This window comes from Solirubrobacter phytolaccae (assembly GCF_027587195.1).
GTDB lineage: Bacteria > Actinomycetota > Thermoleophilia > Solirubrobacterales > Solirubrobacteraceae > Solirubrobacter > Solirubrobacter phytolaccae.
The window spans coordinates 1-11,559 of sequence record NZ_JAPDDP010000129.1 but is presented as its reverse complement, the minus strand read 5'-3'; the positions used below and the strand labels follow the sequence as shown (position 1 = coordinate 11,559).

Genomic DNA, 11,559 nt, shown 5'->3' with positions numbered 1-11,559 from the left:
CGCGGCGCCCGCAAGCCTCGGGGAAGGCCCGAAGACCGCGCGGGGTCGCGGCGTGCCGGCGAGCGCATGTGGCGGCGCCGTGCCGGCGAGCGCACGTGGCGGCGCCGTGCCGGCGAGCGCACGTGGCGGCGCCGCGCGGTGGCGGGCCGTGTGGTGGCGGGCCGTGTGGTGGCGGGCCGTGTGGTGGCGGGCCGTGTGGTGGCGGGCCGTGCCGGTGAGCGCGCGGGACGGTCACTCGCCGAGCCAGTCGGTGGTGAACGCGATCAGCTCCGCGACGGCGCGCGCGAGCAGCTCGCGGCCCTCGTCGGCCGAGGCGCCGGTCGGGTCGCCGAGGATGCCGTTCGGTGCGACGGACCGGACGCCGGCGACTCGCAGCGCCGGCAACAGCTCCGCCAGCGGCGTGACGTTGCCCGGCTCGCGCGCGGCGCCGACCCGCTCGGGGGCCAGGGCGAGCATCAGCGACGTCTCGACGCGGCCCGCGTGGGCGTCGCCGCCGAAGGTCGGTGTCCACGCGCGGGCGTCCGGCACGTCGCGCATCGCCGCGGCGAGCGGCTCGGCGTTGCCGCCGTGCGCGCAGACGAAGAGCGTCCGGCCTTCCCACGAGCGGGCGAGCTCGGTCACCACCAGTCGGAGCGCGTCCTGGCCGATCGACAACGTGCCGGCGAAGCCTGCGTGCTCGCCCGAGGAGCCGTAGGGCAGCGGCGGCGCGACGACCGTGTCGCGCCGCGCGAGCGCGAGGCCCGTCGCGAGCGCCAGCGCGATCGTCGTGTCCGTCCCCAGCGGCAGGTGCGGACCGTGCTGCTCCGTCGCCCCGAGCGGCACCACGACCAGGCCGGCGTTCACCGCCGGCGACGGGAGGTCAGCCAAGGCGACGATGGAAGCCTTCCGGCACCAAGACATCGGACGCGTCAAGGTCGTGGATCGACGCGCGGCCCAGACCCAGCAAGGCCGAGTCGATTCCCGAGCGCAGCACGTCGAGCACGTTCTCCACGCCCGCCTGGCCGTCGGCGGCGAGGCCCCACAGATACGGGCGGCCGATCATCACCGCGCGGGCGCCCAGCGCCAGTGCCTTTACGACGTCGGAACCACGGCGCACGCCACCGTCCAGCAGCACCTCGACCTCGGAACCGACGGCCTCGACGACCGCGGACAGGGCGCGGATCGACGCGGGCGTCCCGTCGAGGTTGTTGCCGCCGTGGTTGGAGACGGAGATCGCGGTCGCGCCGACGTCGGCCGCGACGCGCCGGGCGTCGTCGACACGCATCACGCCCTTGACCATGAACGGCCCGTCCCACAGGCCGCGCAGCCACGCGAGGTCCTCCCAGGACGGCGGCGGCGTGCCCATCCACTCGCCGTAGGCGGCGAAGAAGCCCGGCGCGCCCTCGACGTTCGGCACCTCGAGTGCCGGCAGCGCGCCCGACCGCAGCCAGCGCGCGAGCCACACCGGGCGCACCAACACCTCCGGCGCGAACCGCGCCATCGTCTTCACGTCCAGCGACGACGGGATCGTCGGCGAGCCCCAGTCCCGCGCGTGGCTGAAGGTCCAGTCCAGCGTGAGGATCAAGCCACGCGCGCCCGCCGCCCGCGCGCGCTCGACCCGCGCCTCGATCGCCTCCCGCGACCCCGCCCAGTACAGCTGCGCGAACGTCTTCTCGCACAGGGGGACGATCTCCTCGATCGCGGTGCTCGCGAGCGCGCTCAGTCCCATCGCCGTGCCGCGCGCCGAGGCCGCCCGCGCCACGGCGCGCTCGGCTTCCGGGTGCACGGCCTGCACGCCGGTGGGGGAGAGCAGCACGGGCAGGTCGAGCTCGACGCCCATCACGGACGTCGCCTGCACGCGCGCACCCGATCCACCCGCGACGTGCGGCGCGAACCCCAGCTCCGCGAACGCCGCGGTGTTCTCGCGCAGCGTCTGCCCGCGCTCGGCCCCGGCCAACACCGCCCGGTAGACGGAGCGCGGCAAGGTGCGTCGAGCCCGCCGCTGCGCCTCCGCGACCGACTCGAACCACGCCATCAGACCGGCGACTCGTCGCACTCACGGCGCACGACCCGCACGCGCGAGTGATCCTGCGACGCCTTCGGCCGCTCGCCCCGCAGCGCGCGTTCGCCGTGCCCGAACACGCACTCGGGATCGGGCCCGGCCAGCGGCAGCCCCGTGAAGAACTTCGCCGCCATGCAGCCGCCCCGGCAGGCGTCGAACATGCTGCAGCTCGAGCACGCGCCCGCCGACTGCGGCTCGCGCAGCTCCCTGAACAGCGCCGACTCCCGCCACACCGGCGCGAACCCGGCCTCGCGCACGTTGCCCGCGAGGAACGTCTCGTGGATCGCGAACGGGCACGCGTAGACGTCGCCGATCGGGTCGATCAGGCACACGACGCGCCCCGCGCCACACAGGTTCAGCCCTGGCAGCGTCTGCCCGTACGCGGCGAGGTGGAAGAACGAGTCGCCGGTGAGCACGTCCTCGCCGTGCGCGAGCAGCCACTCGTAGACGTCCCGCTGCTGCGCGGGCGTCGGGTGCAGCTCGTCCCAGACGTCCGCGCCGCGCCCCGATGGCCGCAGGCGCGTGAGACGCAACGTCGCGCCGAACTCGTCCGCGATCGCCTTGAACGCATCCAGCTGGCCCGCGTTCTCGCGCGTGACGACCACGCTCAGCTTCGCGCCCATGCCGTCCAAGAGCGAAAGCGCGCGCATCGCCGTCGCGTAGGAGCCGACCCCGCGCACGCGGTCGTTGACCTCCGCCGTCGCGCCGTCGAGCGAGATCTGCACGTCCAGGTAGTCCGAGCCACGCAGCCACTCGGCACGCGCAGCATCGATCCGCGACCCGTTCGTGGAGAACTTCACGCCCACGTGGTGCGCGGTCGCGTACTCGACCAGCTCCCAGAAGTCGCGCCGCACCGTCGGCTCGCCGCCGCCGATGTTCACGTAGAAGACCTGCATCCGCTCGAGCTCGTCGATCACGGCCTTGCACTCCGCCGTCGACAGCTCACGCGGATCGCGCCGCCCGGACGACGACAGGCAGTGCACGCAGGCGAGGTTGCACGCGTAGGTGAGCTCCCACGTCAGGCAGATCGGCGCGTTCAGGCCGCGCTCGAACTCGGCATTGAGCGTGCCGCGCGCCTCGGACCGCCGGCGGAGGAAGCTCAGGCGCCGCGTGTCGAAGTCGTAGGCCAGCGCGCCGAAGCGCTCGGGCCGGAGCGCCGCTTCGCTGCCCAGGCCGGCGGCGCGGCGCAGACGATCGGAGTCCACGAGGGAGCTAGTAGACGCCGCACATCCCGTCGATGGACACGTCCTCGACCAGCAGATCCTCCTCCACGAGCTCCTCCTCGAGCACCGCGTCCTCCTCGTGAACCTCAGGCTCGACGACGGGATCAGGCATGGTTCTCTCCCTTCGATGGTCTCTCCGCGCCGGAACGTACCAAGCGACTTCCGCCTCCGGCTCAGCGCCCGTATGGACGGCGACACCCTGCTCGGCGGCGAGCCGTTCCAGCTCGTGCGGCTCAGGCCCGAGTCGCTCGCGCGCGTTCGCGCGTGGAACGATGGCGAGCCGGTCGGCGACGGCGGCGCGCTGGCACGTGATCTGGTCATGGCCAACCTGGCGCAGCCGATCCCGCCGCCACTGCACGCGCCAGTGACCACCGTGATCCCCGTGCGCAATCGCGAGGTGCTCGCGCGACCGGCGACGGACGAGCTGATCATCGTCGACGACGCCTCCGAGCGACCCATTCCCGGGGCGCTCCGACGCGACGTGCGGGGCGGCGCGGCGGCCGCCCGCAACGACGGCCTGCGCGCCGCCCGCCACGAGATCGTCGCGCTGCTCGACAGCGACACGGTCCCGGAACCCGGCTGGCTGGAGCCGCTGCTCGCCCACTTCAACGACCCCGAGGTCGATATCGTCGCGCCGCGGATAGTCCCGTTCGAACCTAAAGCCCCAGGGCCTTTATCTGCGTACGAGGCACGGAGATCGCCGCTCGACCGGGGTGAGCACGCCGCGCGGGTGGTGCCGTACGGCCGCGTGCCGTTCGTCCCCGGTGCGGCGCTGCTCGTCCGCAGGCACGTGCGGTTCGACGAGACGTTCACGCGCGGGGGAGAGGACGTCGAGCTGGTCTGGCGCACGCCGTATGTGCGGTACGAGCCGGCAAGCCGCGTGGCCCACGCGCATCGCACCGACCCGAAGGCCTGGCTCGCCCGCCGCGTGTACTACGGCCGCACCGCCGCGCAGGTCGCCAAGCGCCATCCCGGAAAAGCACGCCCGCTGCACGTCTCGCCGTGGACGACCGCCGCCTACGCGGCGCTGCTCGTGAACCAACCCAAAGCGGCGCTCGCGATCACCGCCACGGCCACCACGCTGCTCGCCCGCGACGTCCCGCCGATCACCGCCGCGGAGCTCGCCGCGCTCGGCAGCCTGCGGTCCGGCCGCGTCGTCGCGAACGCGCTCTCCCGCCACTGGTGGCCGCTCGCGCTCCTGCACCCACGCGCACGACTGGCCTTCCTGAAGTCCCCGCTCGCCCTGCTCGACGACCTCGCGTACGGCACCGGCGTGTGGCTCGGCTGCGCGCAGCACCGCACGCTCGACCCACTTCTGCCCGCAAAAGGGTGGAAGCTTGTCCGCCGTCGTCTGTAAGACTGCGCGCCCGATGAAGAAATGGGTCGTCATCGCGGCCTGGCTGATCGCCGCGGCGATCGCCTTTCCGTTCCAGTCCAAGCTCCAGGCGCTCGCCTCGGACGAGAGCGACGCCTTCAAGGACCACGGCGCCGAGTCCACGCAGGTCCAGGAGACGCTCAACACCCGCTTCGACGACGGCAACGAGACGACCGCGGTGGTCGTCTACCCGAGCGTGGACCCGCAGCGCTTCGCCGCCGACGCCGAGCAGCTGTGCACGCGCATCCCCGACCTCGTCCGCATCGTCGACTACCCGTGCCCGAACCTGCCGCCGGAGCGCGCCGCGCCGCCCAGCGACCTCAAGACAACGAGCCAGGACGGCACCACGTTCCTGAGCACGATCATGACGAGCGACGACGCCACCGAGTCGGTCATCCGCGACGTCGGCATCATCCGCGACGTCGTCCCCGACGGTGCGCTCGTCACCGGCGAGGCGGGCTTCGCCGCTGACCAAGCCGCGGCACTCGAAGGCATCGACGAGACGCTCCTCATCGTCACGCTGGTGCTCCTCCTGGTGCTGCTGTTGCTGATCTACCGCAGCCCGGTGATCGCGCTCGTCCCGCTGCTGGTCGTCGGGGTCGCGTACATCGTCGCGGCGGGCATCGCCTACTACGGAGCGCAGCGGGGCCACTACCAGGCCACGGGCCAGGCGACGGCGATCCTGATCGTGCTGATGTTCGGCGTCGGCACGGACTACTGCCTGCTGCTGATCGCGCGCTACCGGGAGGAGCTGGCGAGCGGAACGGCGGACGCGATGGGCGTCGCGCTGCGGCGCACCGCGCCCACGATCGTCTCCGCCGGCGCCATCGTCGTCGCGGTGATGCTCGTGCTCGGCGTCGCCGACTACAACGCGACGCGCTGGATGGGCCCGGTGCTCGCGATCGGCACCGCGGTCTCCGTGCTCGCGGGCGTCACGCTCCTGCCGGCGATCCTCGCCGCGCTGCCGACCAAGGCGTTCCTGCACAAGAAGCCGATCGGGCCGGTCTGGCCGCGGATCGGCGCGCTCGTGCGCCGCCGCCCGGCGATGCTGGCCACGGCCGTGGTCGCGCTGCTGGTCGTCGGTGCGCTGGGCACCCTGCGCGACCAGGGCACGCTCGACTTCCGCGAGCAGTTCCGGGAGACGCCGGAGTCGGTCGTCGGCCTCCGCAAGCTGCAGGCGAAGTTCCCGCCCGGCCAGGCCGGGCCGGTCGACGTGCTCGTGCCCAAGACCATCACCGAGGACAACGAGAACGGCCCCAAGCTGACCCAGGGGCGGGCCTTGGCCCTCGACTTCGCGGGCGAGTCGATCGACGCGAAGCAGATCCTGATCCGGCTCGCGCTCAAGCACGATCCGTTCTCCGACGCGGCGCTGCGGGACGTCGAACACCTGCGCGCGAACCTGCGCACGCTGGAGCCGACCGGGTTGATCGGCGGCCCGACGGCGGAGATGCTGGACTCGCAGGCCGCGCTCGACCGCGACGCGAAGCTGATCATCCCGCTCGCACTCGGCCTGGTCTTCCTGATCGTGGCGATCCTGCTGCGCAGCCTGATCGCGCCGATCTACGCCGTCGCCACGGTGCTGCTCTCGTACGCGTTCGCGCTCGGCGTCTCGTCGCTCGTCTTCGCCGAGTCCGACCCCGCGACGCCGCTGTTCACGTTCATCTTCCTGGTGGCGCTGGGCGTGGACTACAACGTGTTCCTGCTCACCCGCATCAAGGAGGCGCGCAAGACGCGCAGCCACGAGGACGCCGTGATCTACGGGCTGGAGCGCACCGGCGGCGTGATCACGAGCGCCGGCCTGATCCTGGCCGGCACGTTCTCCGTGCTGCTGGCCACGCAGCTGGAAAGCCTTTTCCAGGTCGGCTTCACGGTCGCGCTCGGCCTGCTGGTGGACACGTTCTTGATCCGCATCTTCCTCGTCCCGTCGATCGCGCTCCTTCTACGATCAAAGGCTCTATGAGTGAGACTGCGCTGCGCGTTGCCGTCGTGGGCGCTGGTCCGTCTGGCTTCTACGCCACCGATCAGCTCCTGAAGGCCGGATTCGAAGTGGACCTGCTCGAGGTCCTCCCGACGCCGTTCGGCCTGGTGCGCGCCGGCGTAGCCCCCGATCACCCCAAGATCAAGAGCGTCACGCGCGTCTACGAGAAGACCGCGAAGCATCCGGGCTTCCGCTTCTACGGCGGCGTCGAGCTCGGCGGCCACGTCAGCCGCCAGGACCTGCTCGACCGCTACCACGCCGTCCTGTACGCGGTCGGCACCGCGTCTGACAACAAGCTCGGCATCCCGGGGGAGGACCGACCGGGCTCGCACGGTGCGCTCGAGTTCGTGGCCTGGTACAACGGCCACCCGGACTACGCCGACCACGAGTTCGACCTGTCCGCCACCCGCGCCGTCGTGATCGGCAACGGCAACGTGGCCGTCGACGTCGCGCGGATGCTCGTGCTGGACCCGGACGAGATGGCGGTCACGGACACCGCCGACCACGCGATCGCCCCGCTCGGCGCCGCGTCCGTCCACGAGGTCGTCGTGCTCGGCCGCCGCGGGCCCGCGCAGGCCGCGTTCACGACGCCCGAGCTGCGCGAGCTCGGCGAGCTCACCCGCGCGGACATCGTCGTCGACCCCGCCGACCTCGAGCTGGACCCGTTCAGCGCGCAGTGGCTGGAGGAAGAGGGCGAGCCGACCAACAAGCGCAACGTGGAGCTCATGCGCGAGTACGCCGCGCGCGAGCCGCACGGGCACGAGCGCCGCGTCGAGCTGCGCTTCCTACGCTCCCCGCTGGAGATCCTCGGCGACGACGAGACCGGCGCGGTGACCGGCGTCCGGATCGGCATCAACAAGATCGAGAACGGCCGCGCCGTGCCCACGGGTGAGGAGGAGGTCATCTCCTGCGGCCTCGTGATCCGCTCGATCGGCTACCGCGGCACGCCGCTCGCCGGCATCCCGTTCGACGAGCGCAAGGGCCTCATCTCCAACCTGGGCGGCCGCGTGCTGAACCCCGACTCCGGTGAGCACGAGGTCGGCGAGTACGTCGTCGGCTGGGTCAAGCGGGGCCCGTCGGGCGTGATCGGCACCAACAAGAAGGACGCGACGGACACCGTCGCGCGCATCCTCGAGGACCGTGAGGCGGGCAAGCTCAACACGCCGCGCGACCCCGATCCCGAGGCGTTCGAGAAGTTCCTCGCCGAGGTCTGCCCGAGCGTCGTCACGTGGGAGGGCTGGCGCTCGATCGACGTGCACGAGACCGGCCTGGGCGAGCCGCAGGGCCGCCCGCGCGTGAAGCTCGTCCGCACGGGTGAGATGCTCGAGATCGCCTCAGGCGCTCTTAGCCAGCCGTAGCGCGACGTGGCAGAGGAGCCGATCCTCGCCACGGTTGAGATCGACGCCCGCGATCTCCTCGATCCGCCGGAGCCGGTAGTACAGGCTCGTGCGGTGCAGCCACAGCTCGGCGGCGGTCCGCTTGACGTCGCCGGCGAGGTCCAGGTAGGTCTCGAGCGTGTGGCTGAGCTGCTCGTTCTCGAGCAGCGCGCGGACCCCCTCGGGGAGATCGCCGAGCGCGGTCGACGGGAGCGCGCTCAGCAGCCGCTGGGCGCGCAGGTCGTCCCACTTCCTGACGCCGCCGTCTGCGACCTCGAGCGCGGCGAGCGCACGGCGGTGTGAGCGCGGGACGTCGCGCAGGTCGTCGATCGCGTCGCCGACGCCGACACGCCCGCTGAGCGCGTCGACGAGCGCGGCCGGGAGGATCGCCGCGCCGCCGCCGAACAGCGCGTGCTTGGCGGGCACGCGCAGGTCCACGATCTCGCCCACGCAGACCACGAGCGGGCGCTGCGGGAGGTAGCGGTCGGCCTCGAGCTGGGCGGCCGCGGCGGGCTCCCCGGCGAGCAGCGCGGCGAGGAGCTCCTGCTCGCGCCGGCGCCGGTCGCGCTGGCTGTCGGCCTCGGTCTGCAGGATCGCGGCGGCGTCGGCGGCGGAGACGCGCGCGAGGTCCAGCTCCGCGTCGGCGACCGGGCGGCTCTCGAGCAGCCACAGGTAGCCCAGACGGCGCGTCCCGCGGACGATCGGGATGCACAGCCGCGCTTCCATCTGGTTCGCGGCGTCGGGCGGGATGTGCACCGGCTCGGTGGCCGAGCGGATGCCGTGGCCGAACAGCACGGTGCGCGCCCACTCGGGCGCCGCGCGGCCGAGGATGCTGGCGGTGCGCAGCGGGTCGAGCTCACCGAACTGCGTGCTGTAGGCGAGCGGGCGCAGCTCCCCGTCGTCGACGAGGACGGGACGGCCGAGTTGAACGCTCAGCGCGTCCACGATCTCTTGCAGGGAGGCGTTCACACCACGAGGCCGTGGCGCATGGTGTCCTCGGTCACGACACGCGGTTCGACGAAGTGCAGCAGGTAGTCGGGGCCGCCCGCCTTGGTGCCGGTGCCCGAGAGCCGGTTGCCGCCGAACGGCTGGCGGCCGACCATCGCGCCGGTGATGTGGCGGTTGACGTAGAGGTTCCCGACGGGGAGCTGGCGGCTGACGCGCGCGACCGTGGCGGGGTCGCGGCTGAAGAGGCCGCCGGTGAGGGCGAACGGCGAGTTGGCCACGATCGCGCACGCCTCGTCGATCGACGCGACGGCCTCGACCGCGAGCACCGGGCCGAAGATCTCCTCCTCGGTCACGCGCGAGCCGGCGGGGAGGCGGTCGATCACGGCGGGCGCGACGAAGTGGCCGCGAGCGGGCGCCGTGCCGGGCTGGTGGACCCGCGCGCCCTGCTCGTGCGCGGTGGTGATGAAGCCGTTGACGCGTTCGCGGGCGGCGGCCTCGATCACCGGCGGGACGTCGACGCCGAAGCGCTGCGCCTGGTCGATCAGGAGCTCGTCGACCGCACCGTGCAGGCGCTCGACGAGCGTGTCGGCGATCCGGTGGTGCACGAGCGCGCGGGCGGCGGCGCTGCACTTCTGGCCCGCGAAGCCGAACGCGCTGTAGACGAGCGCGGGGACGACGTCGTCGAGGTCGGCGTCGGCGTCCACGATCACGCAGTTCTTGCCGCCCATCTCGGCGACGACGCGCTTGAGGTGGCGCTGGCCCGGGGCGAGCGTGGCCGCCGTCTTGAGGATCTCCAGCCCGACGGCGCCGGAGCCCGTGAAGGCGATCGTGTGGACACCCGGGTGGGCGACGAGCGCCGCGCCGACGTCACCCTCACCCGGGAGCAAGTTCAACGCGGCCGGGGGCACACCGGCCGCGTGGAAGGCCTCGACGACAGCGAGCGCACACGCGGGGGATTGCTCCGCGGGCTTGAGCACGACGCCGTTGCCAGTGGCGAGGCCGGCGGCGACCATCCCCGCGGGGATGGCCAAGGGGAAGTTCCAGGGGCCGACGACGGCGACGACACCGCGCGCCGCGTACCGCAGCGTGTTGCGCTCGCCCGGCAGCTGGACGAGGCCGTTCGAGTGCTCGAGCGTGATCGCCTGCTGCGCGTAGTACTCGAGGAAGTCGATCGTCTCGCAGACGTCGGCGTCGGCCTCCGCCCACGGCTTCCCGCACTCGCGGACGGCGAGCGCGGCGAGGAGCGGGCGGCGGCGCCTGAGCTCGCCCGCGGCGCGCGAGAGGATGGCGGCACGGGCGTGTGCGCCCCTGGCCTCCCACTCCGGAGCCGCCTGGGCCGCCGCGTGGACGGCGGCGTCGACCTCGTGGGCGGTGGCGGCGGTGACGTGCGCGACGACTCGGTCGGGGGCGCCGGGGTCGTGCGAGGTGAAGCTCGGCTCGTCGCGGCGCTCGCCGCCGATGATGACCGGGACGCGCCACGGGAGCTGCGCGTCCAGCGTCTGCAGCGCGTCGGTGAGGTTCGCGCGCACGGGGGCGCGCCGCAGCTCGAGGAGCGGTTCGTTGATGAAGTCGTTCACGGCTTGGCCAGCAGCTGGTCGAGATCGGCGCCGCGGCTCCGGCTGAGCAGGAACGAGTCGTTGGACGTGTTCTCCAGCAGGCGGCGGACGAGGTAGCTCATGCCGGCGACGAGGTCGCCGACCGGGCAGTAGGTGCGCACGCGCAGGCCCATGTCGGTGAGGGCGACCTGGAGGTCGTCGCCGAGGCCTCTCAGGACCTGCAGCTCGAGGTCGCGATCCGGCGCGAGGGCGAGCGCGTGGGCGATCGAGCGCACGTTGTGGCTGGCGATCGCGACCTTCACGTGCGGCCGGTTGTCGAGCAGCCGCTGCGTGAGCCGCTCGAACGACCGATCCGACTCGACCTTGTTCAGATAGACCGGCGAGACCCAGCCGTTCTGGCGCGCCTCGACGGTCTCGTGCTCCCAGTAGGCGCCCTTGACGAGCCGGATCGTGAACGGCTGCTGGATGCCGCCCAGGAGCTGGTCGAGCTGGTCGTCGGCGTCGCGCAGGTAGGCCTGAAGGACGATCCCGGCGGACAACCCGGTGCGGAACTCGGGCTCGTTGAGGAGGTCGATCACGAGCTGCGTGATCAGGTCGCGCGAGTCCATCGACTCCATGTCGACGTGCAGGTGCGCGCCGACCTGCTTGGCGGTACGCAGGAGCATGCGCAGCCGGTGGGAGGCGTCCGCGATGCCGATGTCCGGCGCCTCGGCCTTGACCTTCGCGGTGAGGGCCGTGACCTTGACGCTCAGGTTGACCCGGGGCGCGACGTCGAGCGTGCGGCGGGCGGGCCAGTCCCGGGCGGCCGTGGCCAGTGTGCGGAGCGCCTCGTCGCAGCGGCGCGCGTAGCGGTCGGCCTCGGCGGTCGTGACCGTCGCCTCGCCGAGCAGGTCCACCGTCGCGGCCGCGCCGCCCTCCCACAGGCCGGAGAGCGTCGGAACGGCGTCGGCCGGGTCCGCGCCGACGATGAAGCGCGTGGCCATCCGGTGCACGGCGAGCCCCGCGACCGCGCCGACCGCGGGCCCGCTCGCCCGGCTGGTCGCGGCGCCACGCGCGGTGCGG

The 11,559-nt window shown here is 72.8% G+C and carries 10 protein-coding genes; 3 read left to right on the top strand and 7 right to left on the bottom strand.

Features of this window, described 5'->3' with window-relative positions:
• Window positions 1-231: 231 nt before the first annotated feature.
• Genes mftE through mftA form a run of 4 tightly spaced genes read right to left on the bottom strand, consistent with a single transcriptional unit; the run spans window position 232 to window position 3,376 of the window.
• On the bottom strand, window positions 232-900 hold the full coding sequence (gene mftE, locus OJ997_RS35345; protein ID WP_372517974.1) for a mycofactocin biosynthesis peptidyl-dipeptidase MftE: 669 nt from the start codon (window positions 898-900) through the stop codon (window positions 232-234).
• Window positions 860-2,014: a pre-mycofactocin synthase MftD gene (gene mftD / locus OJ997_RS35340; protein WP_270030159.1), complete on the bottom strand. Its 1,155-nt coding sequence runs from the start codon at window positions 2,012-2,014 to the stop codon at window positions 860-862. The genes mftE and mftD overlap by 41 nt, the downstream gene beginning before the upstream one ends.
• Window positions 2,014-3,246: a mycofactocin radical SAM maturase gene (mftC, locus tag OJ997_RS35335; RefSeq protein WP_270030158.1), complete on the bottom strand. Its 1,233-nt coding sequence runs from the start codon at window positions 3,244-3,246 to the stop codon at window positions 2,014-2,016. The genes mftD and mftC overlap by 1 nt, the downstream gene beginning before the upstream one ends.
• A 7-nt stretch (window positions 3,247-3,253) precedes the next feature.
• Window positions 3,254-3,376, bottom strand: a complete 123-nt coding sequence (gene mftA, locus OJ997_RS35330; protein ID WP_270030157.1) for a mycofactocin precursor MftA — start codon at window positions 3,374-3,376, stop codon at window positions 3,254-3,256.
• A 72-nt stretch (window positions 3,377-3,448) separates the two neighbouring features.
• Here mftA and OJ997_RS35325 point away from each other — a divergent pair, with 72 nt between their 5' ends.
• From OJ997_RS35325 to OJ997_RS35315, 3 genes are read left to right on the top strand one after another with little or no spacing between them, the layout of a single operon-like run.
• The gene (locus OJ997_RS35325) at window positions 3,449-4,621 is read left to right on the top strand and encodes a glycosyltransferase (protein WP_270030156.1); all 1,173 of its coding nucleotides are present in this window, start codon (window positions 3,449-3,451) and stop codon (window positions 4,619-4,621) included.
• A 13-nt stretch (window positions 4,622-4,634) separates the two neighbouring features.
• The gene (locus tag OJ997_RS35320) at window positions 4,635-6,599 is read left to right on the top strand and encodes an MMPL family transporter (protein WP_270030155.1); all 1,965 of its coding nucleotides are present in this window, start codon (window positions 4,635-4,637) and stop codon (window positions 6,597-6,599) included.
• Window positions 6,596-7,975, top strand: a complete 1,380-nt coding sequence (locus OJ997_RS35315; RefSeq protein ID WP_270030154.1) for an FAD-dependent oxidoreductase — start codon at window positions 6,596-6,598, stop codon at window positions 7,973-7,975. The genes OJ997_RS35320 and OJ997_RS35315 overlap by 4 nt, the downstream gene beginning before the upstream one ends.
• Here OJ997_RS35315 and OJ997_RS35310 read toward each other — a convergent pair.
• The 3 genes from OJ997_RS35310 to OJ997_RS35300 form a co-directional block, all read right to left on the bottom strand.
• Window positions 7,952-8,962, bottom strand: coding sequence for a PucR family transcriptional regulator (locus tag OJ997_RS35310; protein ID WP_270030153.1), 1,011 nt, complete (start codon window positions 8,960-8,962; stop codon window positions 7,952-7,954). The genes OJ997_RS35315 and OJ997_RS35310 overlap by 24 nt on opposite strands.
• Window positions 8,959-10,518: an aldehyde dehydrogenase family protein gene (locus OJ997_RS35305; protein ID WP_270030152.1), complete on the bottom strand. Its 1,560-nt coding sequence runs from the start codon at window positions 10,516-10,518 to the stop codon at window positions 8,959-8,961. The genes OJ997_RS35310 and OJ997_RS35305 overlap by 4 nt, the downstream gene beginning before the upstream one ends.
• On the bottom strand, window positions 10,515-11,559 hold a 1,045-nt coding region (locus OJ997_RS35300), incomplete at its 5' end, for a proline dehydrogenase family protein (RefSeq protein WP_270030151.1). The genes OJ997_RS35305 and OJ997_RS35300, both read right to left, overlap by 4 nt.